The organism is Gluconobacter sphaericus NBRC 12467 (assembly GCF_006539125.1).
GTDB classification, from domain to species: Bacteria; Pseudomonadota; Alphaproteobacteria; order Acetobacterales; family Acetobacteraceae; genus Gluconobacter; species Gluconobacter sphaericus.
On record NZ_BJMK01000040.1, the window covers coordinates 1 to 17372 of the forward strand.

The 17372-nt window shown below is 57.7% G+C and carries 12 protein-coding genes and 1 pseudogene; 5 read left to right on the forward strand and 8 right to left on the reverse strand.

Annotation, left to right across the window (positions count from 1 at the left end; all coding sequences use genetic code 11):
- The 5 genes and pseudogenes from GSP01_RS13045 to GSP01_RS13065 all read right to left on the reverse strand — a co-directional run.
- Positions 1-633: pseudogene (locus tag GSP01_RS13045) on the reverse strand (transposase); the annotation flags it as partial.
- A 206-nt stretch (positions 634-839) separates the two neighbouring features.
- The gene (locus tag GSP01_RS13050; protein ID WP_228123933.1) at positions 840-2261 is read right to left on the reverse strand and encodes an arylsulfatase; all 1422 of its coding nucleotides are present in this window, start codon (positions 2259-2261) and stop codon (positions 840-842) included.
- A gap of 29 nt (positions 2262-2290) precedes the next feature.
- A complete protein-coding gene (locus tag GSP01_RS14820) occupies positions 2291-3088 on the reverse strand; it encodes a sulfatase-like hydrolase/transferase (protein ID WP_167495557.1) in 798 nt (265 codons plus the stop codon).
- Positions 3089-3105: 17 nt separating this feature from the next.
- On the reverse strand, positions 3106-5625 hold the full coding sequence (locus GSP01_RS13060; RefSeq protein WP_141354183.1) for a TonB-dependent receptor: 2520 nt from the start codon (positions 5623-5625) through the stop codon (positions 3106-3108).
- A gap of 180 nt (positions 5626-5805) precedes the next feature.
- Positions 5806-7248: a sulfatase family protein gene (locus GSP01_RS13065; RefSeq protein ID WP_141354184.1), complete on the reverse strand. Its 1443-nt coding sequence runs from the start codon at positions 7246-7248 to the stop codon at positions 5806-5808.
- A gap of 177 nt (positions 7249-7425) precedes the next feature.
- On the opposite strand from GSP01_RS13065, the gene GSP01_RS13070 reads away from it, so the two are divergent.
- On the forward strand, positions 7426-8790 hold the full coding sequence (locus GSP01_RS13070) for an aryl-sulfate sulfotransferase (RefSeq protein ID WP_141354186.1): 1365 nt from the start codon (positions 7426-7428) through the stop codon (positions 8788-8790).
- Positions 8791-8838: 48 nt separating this feature from the next.
- Here the strand turns inward: GSP01_RS13070 and GSP01_RS13075 are convergent, their stop codons facing one another.
- The 3 genes from GSP01_RS13075 to GSP01_RS13085 form a co-directional block, all read right to left on the reverse strand.
- Positions 8839-10236: a sulfatase family protein gene (locus tag GSP01_RS13075; RefSeq protein WP_141354188.1), complete on the reverse strand. Its 1398-nt coding sequence runs from the start codon at positions 10234-10236 to the stop codon at positions 8839-8841.
- An 86-nt stretch (positions 10237-10322) separates the two neighbouring features.
- A complete protein-coding gene (locus tag GSP01_RS13080) occupies positions 10323-12332 on the reverse strand; it encodes a sulfatase family protein (protein WP_255320905.1) in 2010 nt (669 codons plus the stop codon).
- A 23-nt stretch (positions 12333-12355) separates the two neighbouring features.
- On the reverse strand, positions 12356-13360 hold the full coding sequence (locus tag GSP01_RS13085) for a formylglycine-generating enzyme family protein (RefSeq protein WP_141354192.1): 1005 nt from the start codon (positions 13358-13360) through the stop codon (positions 12356-12358).
- Between the two features lie 268 nt (positions 13361-13628).
- Between GSP01_RS13085 and GSP01_RS13090 the strand changes: the two genes are divergently transcribed.
- From GSP01_RS13090 to GSP01_RS13105, 4 genes are read left to right on the forward strand one after another with little or no spacing between them, the layout of a single operon-like run.
- A complete protein-coding gene (locus tag GSP01_RS13090; protein WP_141354193.1) occupies positions 13629-14663 on the forward strand; it encodes a sulfate ABC transporter substrate-binding protein in 1035 nt (344 codons plus the stop codon).
- A 2-nt stretch (positions 14664-14665) separates the two neighbouring features.
- On the forward strand, positions 14666-15535 hold the full coding sequence (gene cysT, locus GSP01_RS13095) for a sulfate ABC transporter permease subunit CysT (protein WP_141354195.1): 870 nt from the start codon (positions 14666-14668) through the stop codon (positions 15533-15535).
- Positions 15532-16341 carry a sulfate ABC transporter permease gene (locus GSP01_RS13100; RefSeq protein ID WP_141354197.1) on the forward strand — a complete coding sequence of 270 codons (810 nt, stop codon included), beginning with the start codon at positions 15532-15534 and terminating at the stop codon, positions 16339-16341. The genes cysT and GSP01_RS13100 overlap by 4 nt, the downstream gene beginning before the upstream one ends.
- Positions 16342-16346: 5 nt before the next feature.
- Positions 16347-17372: a sulfate/molybdate ABC transporter ATP-binding protein gene (locus tag GSP01_RS13105; RefSeq protein ID WP_141354199.1), complete on the forward strand. Its 1026-nt coding sequence runs from the start codon at positions 16347-16349 to the stop codon at positions 17370-17372.

Consider the following 17372-nt stretch of genomic DNA (forward strand, 5'->3'; position numbering starts at 1 on the left):
TGGGATAGCGAGATCCGTTGACGGGATTGTTCCATCGTCCTGCCGTTTTGCTTCCGTGAAGTTCAGCGTTCAGCTCGCGTGGCGATCCTTGTGGGACAATCTGAATGGCTTGTCCTGCCAGTCTTCAGGAATACACCCTGCCCGGAGGTCGGCTTTCTCGGCGTTGGAGTTCCGCTGCTTTGGAGCATCCACCAGTGTGGCATCCAGGAGCTGGCCTGACATCGGCAGATAACCAGCGCTGCGCAGGGTTGTATCAAAGCGATTGAACAGACCCTCGATCGCTCCCGCCTAGGTCAGACGCTCGCGAAACAGCCAGACCGTTTTGGCATCCGGCACCCAATCGGAAAGCCCCAGACCAAGGAAACGCATAAAGGAGAGGCGATCATTGATCAGATATTTCGTCCGTTCATCAGACAAATTGTTCAACGTCTGGATCACCAGGATCTTGAACATCAACACGGAATCAAACGGCGGTCGCCCGCCCTTGCTTCCATCTGAATAGACCAGAGCCTTCTCCAGATCAGGGCGGAACACTTCAAAATCCACAGTCCGGGAAAATGCTTCGAGCTGATCGCCAAGCCCGCTTAACCGGGCAAGCCGCTCTTCAACATCAAAAAATCCCGCCAGCTTCATGATCCATCAGCCACAATCAACTCAGGGAGAAGGGAATCACAGAGACAGACTCAAAACCAGAGGGTTTTTCGAACCCTCCACCTACCAGACTCTCTAAAAACCCCTCGCGATTAATTTCCAAATGAATTCTTGTTCCCCAATATAAAAAGCACCGATCATGGTCTTTTCTACTTCGAAAGACCATGATCGGTGCTCCGTTTCGTCAGTTAAAGGGCGATCGGATACTCACGCGAGGGCCGGTGTTCCGACACAAGCAGCGCGGAGAGCTCTCTGACAGTCTCAAGATGTTTGGCGGCCACATCGCGCTTTTCGCCCGGATCTGCCGTCAGGTCATAAAGCTCCAACCGGGACGACCCGACAGGCCGCACGATCTTCCATTTCCCCAAACGCGCCGCCTGCCAGAAAGACGGCTCATATGTCTCCCAGTAGAGCAGTCGCTCCGGCAGCTCCCCCTGCCCCAGCAGAACGGGCGTCAGATCGCGACCATCCGTCACAACAGGAACACTGCGCCCTGCCAGCCCGAGAACCGTCGGCAGCAAATCGGGATGATAAACGGGTGTCCCGTTCGTCGTGCCCGCGGCGATCCGTGAAGGCCAGCGCGCAATCAGCGGAACACGGATTCCACCCTCGTAAAGCTCGCGTTTATAGCCTCGCAACGGACCATGAGAGTTGAAGAAGGTCACCACTTCCGTCTGCTCCGCCGTGGGTTCGGATCTCGGTCCATGATCGGACGACACAAACACGATTGTATCATTGTCCAACCCGGACGCTTCAAGCGTTTGCAGAATACTGCCGACGCCAGCGTCCAGAAATTCGATCATGGCCGCATAGGCCTTTTCCCGGGCGCCCCAGGGCTCTCCTGCATAATCCCCCTCGGTTGGTGTAATATGCGGGCTATGCGGCGCATTATAGGCGACCGTCAGAAAAAAGGGCTTCTGACGATGACGCCTGATGAAGTCGCAGCTCTGATCCGTCACGATGTCGGTTTCGTAGACAGCCCGTCCCCCGCCGGCATTTCCCGCGACATCCTGCAACGTCGTGCCGTCGTACCATTTCTCCGGAAAATAGCCCTGCGTCTTTTCCGTCTGCGTCAGCCATCCGTGGAATTCATCAAACCCGTGCCGCGTCGGGATGGCGTCAGGATTGTAACCATCGAGATGCCACTTCCCAACCAGCCCCGTCACATATCCCTGCTCTTTCAGAACGGACGCGACCGTTGGTTCCTGATCGAACAGATTAGCTCTGCGGATCTGTTCCTTCCCCTTGTATCCGACCACGCCTCCGGCGAGCGCAAAATTGTCGCGGATGGACGCATGTCCCATATGGCGCCCCGTCATGAGTGCACAGCGGGAAGGCGAGCAGATAGGCGCGCCACCATAAGCCTGCGTGAACTTCATGCCTTGAGCCGCCATCCGGTCGATGTGCGGTGTGCGGATTCTGGTCTGGCCGTAACAGCCAAGATCGTACACACCCAAGTCATCCGCGATGATGTAAATGATGTTGGGCGCCCGCGAGACTGCCTTGGAGGCCGCATGCGCAGCCCCCTCCGACAGACCCAGAGTAACCGTGCCGAGCGCTGCGGTCCCGGCTAGGAGTGTCCGGCGGTTCATGCGAATTGAACGGATCAAGGCCTGCGCCTCCTTTGATGTAACGGAATTCATTGGCCGGAAGATCGTGCTGTCGTGAGGGTGACACCCCCATATCGCCCGCCCTCGGCGAAAATCGCCCACTGCGCCCTGCCCGCAGGGACATCGACATCAGCACTAAGCGTATACGGATCATGCCCCAGATCCGGTGCAAAACGCGGCCCTACGCGATACACGCCAGAGCGGTAGGTAAAGACCGTCTGCCCTGTCGCCGTACCAAGCGGATATGCGTCAACTCCGGGCCGGAGCAAATCTGCATGATTACGGCTGACCTCGTGCTGGAAAAGCGCCTGAAGCTCTTTGAGTTTTTCGGAATATTTCGCAGCCAGATCATGGGCCTGACTGTAGTCATCGTTCAGCCTGTAGAGTTCCCACGGATGCGTCTGCGGCTGTTTCCCACGGGTACGATACACACGGTTGTCATCCACCTCCCACGTTTCCCGAGCAAGCTGTCCCGCCCACCATCCATCGGAATAGATGCCCAGATTTCCGCTCGTGGTGAAATACTGCACTTTGTGCCAAGACGGGGAGCACAACGCATTGATGTGAAAAAAGTTATATCGCAGCCTGGCATCCGCCAGACGTGCAAAATCCGGTGTCGAAATCGCTCCACCAAAAACATTCGACGCACCAAATCCGACATTATCAATCAGAATAACGACAATATTCGGCGCCCTCGTGAGAGCCTGTGGCGATTGCGGCCAACCCTGCCTCGCCTGAGACGGTTCTGCTGCACGGACATGCTGCACAACACTGCCCCATAAAGGCGTGCTGCCCAGAAGAGGGCCCAAAGACGTCTGTCTTTTCATGACCATTCCTCGCCGGTTCAGTAGTTCGCGCGGGCAATAAAGCCGAAATTGCGGGGCTGGGTGACATAGGCGTACCAACTGCCATTCCCCGAATTGGCGCTTCCCTGGGAAATCTGCGTTACACGCCGCTCGTCCGTTGCATTGTTGATAAACCCAGCAAGCTCCCAGCGCCCCTGATGATCGCGAAACCCGAAATTCAGGTTCAACGTGCCATAAGCCGGCACCCAGCCATAAACAGAGTTGTTGGTGGAGGTATTCATGCGTGTGTTGTAATTGTAGCTTCCGCCTGCATAGGCATCGAGAGGGCGGGAAAAAACCTTTCCGATCCCGTGCGAATATTGCACCGCAGCCGACAGCGCCCATCTGGGCACGAACGGAATCTGCGTATGAGCGAGACTATAAGCGCCTTTCCATGCCAGTTCCGGCGGCGCGCTTGTGGAATACTGGAGGAACTGGGCGTCATTATAAGACGCAGACAGGGACGTCACAAGATTTGCAAGCGGGCTGTAATGAATGTCCATCTCTGCACCACGGACCCGCACTTTTGGAGCGCTGCTCAGATAGGAAACCAGCGCACCCTGATATTCATGAACTGCCGTAACCTGATAGTTGTGGTCATTTGTCTGATACAGCGCACCGCTGACCAGAAGACGGTTCTGAAGAAATTGCGCCTTTGCCCCGACCTCAAAAGAGTCATCCGTCTCCTTTCCGACATTCGGAGAAACTGCGCCCTGAGAAAGCTGACTCGCAGAAAAAGAGACCAGATTGAGGCCACCGGATTTTCCACCGCGGCCATAGCGACCATATACAATGGCATTATCCGCCACATGGTATTTCGCAACAAACTGTCCGGTTACGAAACCATTATCGACATGCGCGCCATATCCTGTATTGCTACCGTACAGGCCCCAGATTTTCTGCGCCGCAGATATTGACGTAACGGCTGAATTATAGCTAGCGGGTGTGACCTGCCACTGGGAAAAACTTCCCGTTTTGGTACTGTAATTATATCGTACACCCGTCACGAAATCCAGTTTACTGGTGATGTGCCAAGTTCCGTTCGCATAAAGCCCGTAATAATTGGTGGTGGGCTGTCCATAGCTACGCACGTCATAATTGTTCAAGACATTCGAGGCCTGTTCGGCAGAGATACCACTAACGGGTGAGCTTCCGGTTCCATATCCATACCACGCCCCGGCATCCGGTCCGTAGCGGGTGTCACCGTAAACACGGTTTTCCTGCCACATGTAAAACGCTCCCACCCGGTAATCGAGCAGACGCCCCAGAGAACTGGAAAAACGGAGTTCCTGCGTGAACTGCCTTTGATCGACCTTGGCATTACTGTTAAGAATGGCATTGGCTGGCCCCAAATCACCGTCATTATGTGGTGCCCAATCCCACCAACGGAAAGCCGTGATGGAGGACAGTGTAAAATTGGCATGATGCCAGTCCACATGGCCCGCAAGCCCCATATCTTCCTGCTCTGCGTCAGAAAGAGAGCTTCGGTTGATGGTATAGGGCGCATTGGACGGAGCCGTTGCGCCATATCCAGCCCAGCCCAGACGCTGCGGCAGTGTTCCCGCTACGGCGCTGCCATCCGTCTTGGTTGCAACGATCTTGTAGAGCCCACCTGAGCAGCAGTTCTCACGCAGATGGGCATAATCTCCCGTCAGTCGGACACTCAGCTCATCCGTGGGGTGATACAGAACCTGAGCGCGGAAAGAGCGGCTGGTTTGACCGTTAATATCGCCACCACCCGCAAGGTTTTTGACCCAGCCGCTGTTGCCATATCCCAAAGCACTCAGCCGGACCGCAAGTTTGTCCTTGATCAACGGTGTCGTAACGCCAAGGCTCCAGCGATTATAATCATAATTTCCAACGCCCGCCTCACCATAAACATGTCGGGTGTGCAGATCCGGCGCTGCCGTAGTGAGTTCGATGGCGCCTGCTGTGGCCGTCATGCCTCCTTCCGTACCAGCAGGACCACGCAGGACAGTGATCCCGTTTAGATCGACCAGATCGCTCAGCGCTGTCGCAGGACGTGAACGATAAACACCATCGACATACACCGCCACGCCCCCTTCGATTCCATCGGTTGCTCCCGTCCCAGCGGCTCCGAGACCACGGATATTGATTGTGGTGTTGCGTGGATTGGAAATATTGAGCTGAACGGTAGGCAAAAGGCGCGCAGCCTGAGGCAGGGCCGTGATATGTTCGGCCTTCAGTTCCTGTGCACCGATCCGTGTCGCAGCCTGGGGAACGTTCTGAAGCGCATGCGTTTCCTGGTCAATCGTGCGCGCTGCTGCCTGCACCGGAGATGCGACCACGTGAATCCGTTCCGGATCGGAGACCGGCACCTTAACCGCTTTTCGAGTAGTCCAGGCTGCCGGAACTGATTTTGCGATGTGGTGCCTGTGCGCGGCATGCGTGGCCGCAACTCCTTCCGTGGGGACAGTGTTCTGTGCCTGCGCACTGTCCCACCCCGTCACATCAACCACCGCCGCAATGGCGGTAAGCAGGACGTATTTTTTCTTCATGACCAGAATCTTCCCGAAACCGAATTAACATTTGTATATCGTTGTTTTTACATAAAACGATATATCGTCGTTTTGATTCGGTCCATACATACGTAATGGATTCGGGATGTATTTATTTATACTTTTTATTTGAGTTATATATTCCGTCGTCTTTTCTGCTCGGTTGCGATGAAGCCCACATCAATCAGACCGGGACGCACCATAATGATCCGCAAAATTCTGGGCATCCGCTCCCCAACTGTAACTGCCCTGCGGGAAAGGCAGCATCGTTGCATTCCAGGCTTCCCATTCCTGTTTCAGGCGGGCAAAAAGCTCTGGTTTGCGATCTTTCAAATTGGCTCTCTCGCGCGGATCGCTGACAACGTCGAAGAGAAATTCGTTCTTCCCGATTTTCAGATATTTGTAGTCGCCGTCGAGATGAGCGTGCTGGTCATGAATCTTGTAACGCCAGAACAATGAGCGCGACTGGCGTTTCTCCGGATCGCTCAGAAACGGCAGAAGATTTGTACCGTCGGACGGAAAAGTTGCATCCGGCGCCACACCCGCAGCAGCCAAGAAACTGGGAAGCCAGTCCATCGTGATGAGGGTCTGATCGCTTTTGGACCCTGCCCTCACCCGTGCGGGCCACCTCAGAACCGCCGGCACCCTGAGCCCCCCCTCCAGCAGCTCCCCCTTCATGCCCGTAAAAGGCCAGATCTCGGAGAAACGCTCGCCGCCGTTGTCGCTGGTAAACACGACAATCGTATTTTCCGTCAGTTGATGGCGGTCAAGCGTCGCAAGAACCCGGCCGATCTGGTCATCCATGGCTCTGACCATCCGGCCATAGGTCTTCTGCGTTCCACCATCATAGTCGAAGATCTTGCCTTTCAGACGCTTTGACTCGGCTTCGTCCTCCGGCCCTTCCCAAGGCCAGTGCGGCGCATTGAAATGCAGACTGAGGAAAAATGGCGACGCGTCCTGCGCAAACGTCTCGACCAGCCGCACGGCTTCATCCCCCAGAAGTCCCGTCAGGTAACCATGATCGTGGATCAGATGATCGTCCCGATAGAACTGATCTTCACCGGGTTTTCCCTGATGGGTGAAATAGTCGGCGGCGCCACCGGAAATACCATAAAAATGGTCATAACCACTTTTAAGCGGCCCGAACTCCGGAGGGTTCCCAAGATGCCACTTCCCCACCAGAGCCGTCCTGTATCCGGCCCTGTGAAGCTGTTCCGGCAGAGTCGGCAATCCAGGCGGAAGCCCGATTTTCCCACTGGATGAGGCGATCGGTTCTTCCAGACCACATGCAATCCGGTCCTGATAACGCCCGGTAATCAGAGCCGTCCGCGTCGCGGAACAGACGGCGGAGTTCGCATAGGCGCGCGTCAGCTTGATGCCTTCATGCGCGATACGGTCGATGGAAGGCGTCGTAAAACCTGGCGTGCCGAAACAGCTCACATCCGCGTATCCAAGGTCATCCGCGAGAATAAAAATGATGTTCGGCGCCTTTGCCCCTGCGCCGGAGCGGCCTGAAGTCCGGGGCTGGGCAACCGCCTGCGCTCCCAGCCCCGTAATTCCACCAAGGCCGATCCCTGCAACAGTGGAAAGGAAGGCGCGACGCCTCTGGACAAATCGGGTCATCTGCTGGCTTTCAATCTGGATTATTAAACTATCAATTATGGTTAAAAATATTAACAACCAAAAAATATGATGTAAATTAATAAAAACCAATATTGATGGTTGAAATAACCCTGAAAAGCGGTTTCAGTTCGAAAGCTCCCCCGGGAGACCATGATTCCAGATAACAGGGTAAGTGATATGGCTTCGTTCCGACTCAGGCTTTCTACCGTCGCTACGGGTACGATGGCTTTGTGCACTGCCCTCATGACCTTCCCGGACGTGGCAAAAGCCGTCCCCAGCGTAGTGCCGACCGGCGTCACCCGTTACAGCCCCGATAAGGCTTACAACAGCTTCCTACTGTTTTCCGGAAGCGACAATCATACCCATCTCATCGACATGAACGGCCACGAGGTCCGGCAATGGGCACAGGCCGGTTTCCCCGCTAAATACATTGATCCCGCTTTGGTCCAGGGGCAGAAAGGCATTATCGGGCTTCAGATTTCGGAAATCCGCGGGGACGGCACCCACAAGATCCCCGGAGCCACAGCCGGTTTCCGTAACCGGACTTTCGGCTATGTGGACTGGTCCGACAAAACGCTCTGGGAATGGGGGCTTCAGTCACCCGAAGGCAATGCCCGTCAACATCACGACTGGGCCCGCCTGCCCGATGGCGGCACGCTTCTGCTGGCCAACCAGAACCGCTCCATCCCCGGTGGAGCCAAGCCGGTGCTGGATGACGTAATTTATGAGATCGCCCCGGACGGGAAAATCCGCTGGACCTGGAAGGCCGGCGACCATCTTCAGGAATTCGGCTTTACCGGTAGCCAGCTTCAACTGGTAACCCATGCTGAAAATCCGGATTACCTTCATATCAACAATATGCAACTTGTGGGCGATAACCACTGGTACCGTGCGGGAGACAAACGTTTCGCGCCGGACAACATCCTGATCGACTCACGGGAGGCCAACTTCATCGCGATCCTGGACCGCCATTCCGGCAAGGTCGTATGGCGTCTTGGACCCAACCTCCCACAGCGACGCCGCAGCGAACCGGCTGTTCCTTTCGCCGTCGACCAGTTCGTCGGACAGCATGACGCACATCTTGTTCCCGAAGGCCTACCGGGTGCAGGCAATCTGATCGTTTTCGACAATCAGGGCGAGGCAGGCTATCCCGCCCGTCCGTTACAGGTCGCCAACGGTTCGCGAATTCTGGAAATCAATCCCGTAACGGCGCAGGTCGTCTGGCAGTACACGGGCGAGAATTCAGGCGGCCCGCCATGGTCCTTCTACAGCAGCTTCATCAGCTCCGTAGATCGACTACCCAATGGCAATACCCTGATCGACGAAGGCATGAACGGCCGCTTCTTCCAGGTCACGCCTGCGGGCGAAATCGTGTGGGAATATGTGTCGCCCTACTCAGGCGAAACGCCAACCAGCTCTCCCGGAAAAGCAACCCGCTCCAACTGGGTCTATCGTATCCAGCCAGTGCCGTATGGATGGGTGCCCTCGGCCGTCTCCCATACCGAAACAATCGTGGTTCCGGCTTCAGGTCTGGAGAAATAATATACCCGCAGGGCTGGCGCCCCAAATCATGACGCCAGCCCTCCCTTCTCAGGCAGGCACCGTCGGTTCCGAAGGGGACTGACCATCGGGCGGATTGACAACCGCCCCCACCGGAGCCGCCACAGGCCCTTTGAGAAGCGGATCCTGCGTCTCCTGCATCCAGCGCCTCAGGCGTTTTCGCATCTCCCGCAGAACGTCTCCGTACTGCGGATCGTGACACAGGTTTCCGGTTTCCGCAGGATCGAAAGTCAGATCATAAAGAGCCTCTTCAGGCAGACGATGATCCGGCCATCCGGCCCCGACCCAGACGGACTTGCTGGGACTGTCATCGCAGTTCGGCAGTACGGGCTGCCTGCGACTTCCAAATCTGCGAATATATTTCCATCGCTGCGTCCGGACGGCCCGCATCGGCTCATAAGACGCGTGATATGTCATCTCGGCATAGACGGCATCCTGGATCTCCACCTGACTGCCCTGCAAGACCGGGAGGAAAGACTGCCCCGCAAGCCAGGAAGGACGCGGGATACCCAGGTAATCATAAACCGTCGGAAAAACATCAATCTGCGAGACCATCACGTCCGACTGATGCCCCACGGCCAGACCCGGCCCCCGCATGATCAGTGCCGTTCCGATCCCGTCATCCGTCAAGTTGGACTTCATGCCCGGAAAAGCGATGCCATGATCCGTGACGAAAATAACCAGCGTGTTGCGGTCATAACCATTTCTGGACAAAGCCCTCAAAACTCGTCCCACACCCGCATCCAACTGACGGGCGCTTGCTCCGAACGCCGCGAAATCATGGCGGATTTCCGGCGTATCGGGCAACGGACGCGGAACGCTCCGCACACGCTCCAGATCTGCGGGTGTCGGTTGCGGATACTCCCGATGCGTCTCGAAAAATCCGACATCCAGAAAAAACGGCTGTCTGGGCCGACTGTCCAGGAACCGTTCGGCTATCGGTGCCACCACAGAAGCTTCCGCACGCCATTTCCCGCTCTCGTCGCGATAAGCAAGGTTCCTGTCATACCTCAGCGTGTCCGGATCAGCGGCAACATGCTGCATTCCTGTCAGCACAGCCTGATATCCGAATTTCTGCAAATCTCGGAAAAGGAGCTGCCGCGGATTGCTCAGCCTGAAACCCCGATGCGCCAGTCCGATCATTCCGGAACGATGGGGAGACTGACCGGTCAGCAGAGCCGCACGACTGGGAGAGCAGACCGGTGCCGCACTGAACGCCTGCCGGAACGTCACGCCCTCACGCGCCAGAGAAGCTATTTCCGGAGTAGAAACCGCGCTGTCATAGGGCTCGAGCGAGCGCCCGCTGTCGTGGGAATGAATATAGAGAATATTCGTCCACCTACCTTTCGGAAGGGACTGCCCATATCCTTTTGCCACGAAGGCGCCTCCGCTTGAGGCAAGAAAGGTGCGACGTCTGACCTGTACCATGATGTTCCTGCGGATATTCTGGCCCCGCGCAGAGCCAAAAGCTTGACGGAGGGTATGAGAGAATTGGGATTTTCTTCCCGCAGCCTCTAGATTTGCGGATCGCTGATCCTGCCCCCCATGGCCGCTACCAGCTTTTTTCCTGCCGGGCTCTGCATGGCGACTGCATCAAAATCGGACGGCTGTTTCAGACGCGGCGTATAGGTTCCGGCGCGTTTTTCGCTGAGATACCGCGCGGCGGCCCGTACCGCGAAAAGCCCCAGAACACCCTGCACATCAGGCGGCGAAACACGCGTCGTCAGGGCCACCTGAACAGCCGGTGTGACGGCGGGAGAGCGCACATTCCGCCCATAAGTCGCCGCCAGAACCGCAGCCAGCGCCCCCTCCGGATCATCCGTTTGCGCGATCTTTCCCGCAACCCAGTCGATGGCCTGAGAGGCATCAGGGCCATTCAGCAGAATTTCACCCAGCACGGCCCTGACTACCACAGACGGCTCTTTTTCAAATGCCAACGCCACATCATGAGTGGTCTGGGCATCCAGCGGCGTCTGCACCGCAAGAATACCCGTAGCCGCCCAGTACCGCACGGCTTCGCTATCATTTTCAAGAGAAGCCCTGAACGCCGGAAGATGTTCCGGGCTACGCTGGGTCACCTTCGCCCCCAACGCCATCAGCGCAGGCAACGGATAAGCGCCAGGCTCGCGGCTTGCCGGATATCCCTGATGTCGCAGTCCTTCAGCAAGGAACGCATTATCGTTGATCGCAGTCATCTGCGCATCAAGCACACCACGCAGATGTTGCAGCGCAGCCTGATGCGCCGGATCGTCGCTCAGGTTTCTGATCTGATACGGATCATCCGCAAGATCATAAAGCTCCTCACCCGGCTTGGCCTGCCAGAAGGCTGCCTGAACGGGATCCAGACGCCCCGCCAGCCACTCCTCTTCCCAGGACTGGTAACCGCGACCTTTCCATTCATACGCATTATGCTGTCCGTAAATGCGATGCGGCATGTAATTGCGGATATAGCGGTAACGCCCACTCCGGACCGTTCGCATCAGGTCCAACCGTTCATCCATTCGGTTGCGACCGCTGAACACATGTTCGCGCGGCGCGGGAACATGCTGCCCCAGAAATGGCTGTCCTTGCATATGCGCGGGAATTGCCGCCCCTGCCAGCGACAATGTCGTCGGCGCCATGTCCACCAAGCTCACAAGATCCGGACTGACCTGCCCGGCCGCATGTTGTGCAAAATACTGGAATTTCTTCGGAAACCGCACGATCAGGGGCACGTGCAGCCCCCCTTCATAACAGTAGCGCTTCGTTCTGGGCTGTACCCCGCCATGATCGGCGAAAAACATGACAATCGTGTCCTGAGTCAGGCCGTCCTGTTCAAGCTCACCCAGAATATGGGCCACCGCCCTGTCCTGCCGGTTCACCATGTCGATGTTCCGCGCAATCGAATCCCGGATATCAGGCGTATCCGGCAGATAGGGCGGAATATGGACCCGCGCAGGGTCGGTCACGGTCGTACCCGTCTCAAACAGATGGGATTCATGCGTGATGAGATAATTGTAGACCGAGAAAAAGGGTTTCCCCGCCGGACGGTTCCGCCAGTGCGCCGTCACCGAACACTCATCCCAGATCGTCGCAGGATCAAGGTCACAGTTATAGTCGGTAAAGACGTTATTGGTGCAGTAATACCCTGCCCCACGCATCAGTTCCGGAAGACTCTCGAACTGTCCTGCAATGCGGGCCACAGCGCGCATGTTTTCCGCCGGTCCACAGCTTTGCGGATACAGCCCCGTAACCAGCGAGAAACGCGACGGAGAACAGACCGGGGCGGTGGCATAGGCGCTTTCAAAGCGGTTACCCTCGCGGGCCAGCGCGTCAATCGTCGGCGTCACCGCCAGAGGGTTGCCGTAACATCCCAGAAGAGGCGCATGGATATCATGGCAGACGATCCAGATAATGTTCGGCTTCCGGTCTGCCGAGGTCTCTGACGCGGCAGAGATGGTCTTCGCCCTGGCACCAACACCAGCACCGGCCGAAAACGCCACACCGGCCCCGGCCGTCGTCGCCAGAAGATGACGGCGGCTCACCGCTCTGGAGGGTCGATCCATACTCACAGATCCACCACAGCCGATGACGCACATCTAAAACCGATATGGCCGAGAGAGCTGTCAGGCGTCGTATGGGTCCGTGCCGAATTGCGATACCGGTTGCAATAGGAGTGATGGCACATATGCGATCCCCCCCGGAGCACCCTGTCCGTCCCCTCGGGTGGTCCTGAAGGATTGCATCGCGTCAGGGCATTTTCAGCCTGATGCCAGACCGGGCTCCAAAAATCGGAGCACCATTCCCACGTATTCCCCACCACGTTGTAAAGGCCGTATCCATTCGGCGGAAATGCGGTAACGGGCACGGTCGTCACATACCCGTCCTGGCGGGTGTTCTCATCAGGGAAACGTCCCTGCCAGATGTTGCACTGCGCCTCCCCATCAGGACGCAGTTCATTTCCCCATGGGTAACGGAAATTCCGCATCCGACCCCGCGCGGCAATTTCCCATTCCGCTTCCGTCGGCAAACGCTTGCCCGCCCAGACCGCATAGGCGGCCGCATCATTCCACGACACATGCACGACCGGATGATCCTGACGGGCCGAAATATGCGACCCCGGCCCTTCAGGATGACGCCACTGCGCGCCACGAACCGGCAGCCACCACGGCGTCTGCGGAACAGAACCGCGCAGACGGCGCTTCTTCGCTGTCGCCGTCGCCACTCCTTCGAAAACGAACGACCACCCCTCCGCTTCGGCTTCCGTCACATACCCCGTAGCTGCGACAAAGGCCGCAAACTGCCGGTTGGTGACGGCATATCTGTCGATCCAGAAAGCATTGACCTCCACGAGCCGGACCGGCCCCTCGCCATCCGCGACATGGGTTTCGGAATCATCAGCGCCAATCTGGTGCGTCCCCTCCTCGATCAGCACCATGTCCTCATAGCCCGAGACACGGCAGGTCTGACGGTCCTGAAACACCGGAACGGACAGCGCGCGCGAAGACGCCCGTGCCGCCTGCGGAACGCAGCACGCTTTTTTCGGGTGAGCAGAAGCGGAGCCGAGGGTCATTAAACTGATCCTGATAGTTTTATTATTTAAAAACTCTATTTCATCGTTATTGAAAACACAAACCCTTCGGCGTTTTCAATCCCGCGTTGCAGAATCGTTCTGTTTTCTTACGAAATATCTGTTTTTCAACCGATTTTCAAGAATCGATCCGGGACACGCTTGACGGCAATAGGCAGATCTATAATCAAAATGATATAGTTGTTTTAATTAATAACGTTTTGTTTTTGTTATACAGATCGACCCGACATTCCCCTGCTCCCGAAGGCTCATGGCCATGAAAATCCTGTCGTCCCGCCGTTACACCCTCAAAAGAACACTGGCTCTCGCCGCAGCCCTCATCGCAGGTCCGTGTCTGTCCGCCGCACATGCTGCGGATTACCACCTTCTGAATGTGTCCTATGACCCGACGCGCGAGCTTTACAGCGACATCAACCATGCCTTCCCGGCCTTCTGGTCCCGGACCCATAGCGGAGACAGCGTTGTCGTAACGTCATCGCATGGCGGCTCCGGCGCGCAGGCACGCTCGGTTCTGGAGGGCGCACCCGCGGATGTCGTCACGCTGGGTCTCGCATACGATATTGATATTCTGGCCCAGAACGGCCTTCTGGCTACAGACTGGCAGAAACGCCTGCCGCACAATTCGACACCCTATACCAGCACGATCGTGTTCCTCGTGCGTAAAGGCAATCCAAAGAACATCCACGACTGGCCCGATCTGATCCGCGACGGCATTCAGGTTGTTACCCCAAATCCCAAGACATCCGGGGGCGCACGGTGGAACTATCTGGCCGCATGGGGCTGGGCACTCCATCAGCCCGGTGGGACGGAACATTCCGCAACAGCGTACCTTAAAGCGCTCTTTGCGCATGTCCCCGTTCTTGATACAGGCGCGCGTGGCGCCACCAACAGCTTCGTCCAGCGCGGCCTGGGTGATGTTCTGATCGCATGGGAAGACGAGGCCCTGCTGGCCTCGCACGATCTGGGGCCAGACAAATTCGATATTATCGTGCCCCCCCTCACCATTCTCGCCGAACCTCCCGTCGCCACCGTGGACCGCAACGTGCAGGAACACGGAACCGAAGCCGTCTCTCGCGCCTATCTGGACTTCCTGTTTTCCCCAGAAGGCCAGCGGATCGGCGCCAAACATTATTTCCGCCCCGTGGACCCTACGATTCAGGCCGAAGCAGCCGCAGTCTTTCCACACACCACAACCTTCGACGTCGCCAGTCTGGGCGGCTGGACCCGCCTGCAGAAAACCCATTTCTCGGACGGCGGCGTGTTCGACCAGATCTACAGCCACTGAGTGTGAAACCCCTGACCGTAACGGGCCTGCGTTCTTTCCCGCGCCGACGCCAGACCTTACCCGGCTTTTCACTGTCGCTGGGTCTGACCCTGCTCTGGACCGGGCTACTCGTCCTGCTCCCCCTGACGGCGCTGCTGCTCCGGCCCTGGCAGCACGGCCTCGGCCCGATGATCCATGCGCTACATGACGTGCGCATGTATGCCGCCCTGAGGGTCAGTTTTATCTGCGCCTTCCTAGCGGTCCTCATTGATCTGCCGATCGGCCTGCTGCTGGCCTGGACCCTCGTTCGCTACCGCCCGCCCGGCCATCGCGCCATAGACGCCCTGATCGACCTCCCCTTCGCCATCCCCACAGCCGTGACCGGCATCGCTCTGGCCACCCTTTACGGCCCCGGCGGATGGATCGGCGCCCCTGCAGGAAAACTGGGACTGAAACTCGCCTTTTCTCCCGCCGGAATTGTCATCGCGCTGACATTCATCGGGCTGCCCTTCATCGTCCGTTCCGTCGAACCCGTGCTCCGCAGCTTTCCCAAAGATGTCGAGGAAGCCGCTTTCCTTTTAGGCGCATCGGGATGGCAGCGTTTCTGCCGTATTCTCCTGCCTGCTCTCGCGCCCCCGCTTCTGAGCGGTGCAGGGCTTGCCTTTGCTCGGGGCATCGGGGAATACGGCTCCGTCATCTTCATTGCGGGCAACCAGCCTTTCCACAGCGAAGTCGCACCGCTACTGATTGTCATGCGGCTTCAGGAATTCAACTATGATGGCGCCACCTCCATCGCCCTGATCCTGCTCGTCACGGCCCTGCTTTGCCTCGTTGCCGTCAGCCATCTGCGCCGTTCGGTCTCCTCAGGGCTTGTCCGCGAGGACGGGGCATGATCAGTCAGTCTTCCCGGATAACCCCCGTTATCCTGACCCTGCTCAGCTACAGCATCATCGGCCTTCTCATCGTCCTGCCTGTGGCGCTGATCCTGCATGAAGCCCTGCGTCAGGGCCTGCATACGGCTCTTGAAACCCTCAAAGACCCGGAAGCCCGATCCGCCATCCGCCTGACAGCCTGCGTTACCGCCATCGTGACGGTCATCAACACGGCAGGCGGCATCGCTGCGGCCTGGACATTGACGAAATACGACTTCCGAGGCGCCCGCTTTCTGGTGAGCCTGATCGAACTCCCCATCAGCGTCTCGCCCGTCATCGCGGGGCTGGTCTGGCTGCTGCTTTTCGGCCGACTGGGATGGTGGGGAAACTGGCTCGGCCATCACGGCCTACACATCGCCTTCGCCGTCCCCGGCATCGTCCTTGCGACGCTCTTCGTGACCTTCCCCTACGTCGCGCGTACCCTCATGCCCTATATGGAACAGCAGGGCCGTGCCGCCGAAGAAGCCGCTTTCCTGCTCGGCGCGGGCTTCTGGAAAACCCTGATCCACGTCACGCTCCCAGACGCAGGCTGGGCGCTTCTTTCAGGAATTCTTCTCACGACAGCCCGCGCCATGGGGGAATTCGGCGCAGTCGCCGTTATTTCAGGCCACATCCCCGGCGTCACCGAGACCATGCCGCTCCATATCGAGACCCTCTATAACGGCTACCAGTCCGTAGCAGCCTTCGCGATGGCGGCTCTTCTCGTCCTTGTCGCAATGACAACGGTCCTGATCCGCATGTTTCTCGAGCGTTCTTTCAGAAAATAGCATCCATGAGCATCACTCTCGAAGCCTTCACGCAATACGCCCCCCGCTCTTCGCGCAAACTGCTCGATAACATCGCGCTAACCGTCGAAGACCGCGCGTTCGTCGCGCTTGTCGGGCCATCCGGAGCCGGAAAAACCACCCTGCTCAGAGCCATTGCAGGGCTTTCCTCTCATTCCGAAGGTACGCTTCTGATCGACGGCCTCCCCATCCACGACCGCCCCGTACAGGACCGGGGCATCGGATTTGTCTTCCAGAACTATGCCCTGTTCCGACACATGACCGTGGCCCGGAACATCGCCTTCGGCCTCGACGTCCTGCCCCGCGCGCGGCGCCCCGATCGCGTCGCCATCCAGCGCCGCGTCACCGAACTTCTGGACCTCATCCAGCTTCGCCATCTCGCAAAAGCCTATCCGGACCAGCTTTCCGGCGGCCAGAGACAGCGCGTGGCCCTTGCCCGCGCACTGGCAACCGGCCCCAAACTTCTCCTGCTCGATGAACCCTTCGGCGCCCTGGACCCTCTGGTCCGCCGTGACATCCGCCGCTGGCTCCGGGAGCTGCACGACCGGATGAACCTGACGACCATTCTCGTCACCCATGACCACGAAGAAGCCATGGATGTCGCAGACACGCTCGTCGTCATGCAGGAGGGCCGCATCGTTCAGGCCGCCGACGCCTCCACCCTGAATGCTACCCCCCAAACGCCCTTTGTCATGGAGTTTCTGGGCGAAACCCTAAAATTTCCGGGTACCGTCCGGTCTGGTCAGTTCGTTCCGGACAACCCCGATATCGCCCCTTTCCCGTTCGAGGGGCCAGACGGAAACGCGACCGCTTTTATCCGCCCACATGACGTCTTCCTCCTGCCCGGGGCTGGACAGGCTTCCGTGGAAAAACGCCCCCATTTTTCCAACGGGCTTTTCTGCTACCAGATCGTCACCGCATATACCGCCTTTGAAATAACCACTCCAACAGATCTCTCCCCAGAGTATATGCAAAATGTCCGTGTCGACATCAGTCGTGGGAAAATTTTTTAG

Coding starts and splice junctions, on each gene's coding strand:
- GSP01_RS14820 (WP_167495557.1), bottom strand. CDS start 3,088: ATGAAAAGACAGACGTCTTTGGGCCCTCTTCTGGGCAGCACGCCTTTA.
- GSP01_RS13060 (WP_141354183.1), bottom strand. CDS start 5,625: ATGAAGAAAAAATACGTCCTGCTTACCGCCATTGCGGCGGTGGTTGAT.
- GSP01_RS13065 (WP_141354184.1), bottom strand. CDS start 7,248: ATGACCCGATTTGTCCAGAGGCGTCGCGCCTTCCTTTCCACTGTTGCA.
- GSP01_RS13090 (WP_141354193.1), top strand. CDS start 13,629: ATGGCCATGAAAATCCTGTCGTCCCGCCGTTACACCCTCAAAAGAACA.
- GSP01_RS13100 (WP_141354197.1), top strand. CDS start 15,532: ATGATCAGTCAGTCTTCCCGGATAACCCCCGTTATCCTGACCCTGCTC.
- GSP01_RS13075 (WP_141354188.1), bottom strand. CDS start 10,236: ATGGTACAGGTCAGACGTCGCACCTTTCTTGCCTCAAGCGGAGGCGCC.
- GSP01_RS13085 (WP_141354192.1), bottom strand. CDS start 13,360: ATGACCCTCGGCTCCGCTTCTGCTCACCCGAAAAAAGCGTGCTGCGTT.
- GSP01_RS13070 (WP_141354186.1), top strand. CDS start 7,426: ATGGCTTCGTTCCGACTCAGGCTTTCTACCGTCGCTACGGGTACGATG.
- GSP01_RS13105 (WP_141354199.1), top strand. CDS start 16,347: ATGAGCATCACTCTCGAAGCCTTCACGCAATACGCCCCCCGCTCTTCG.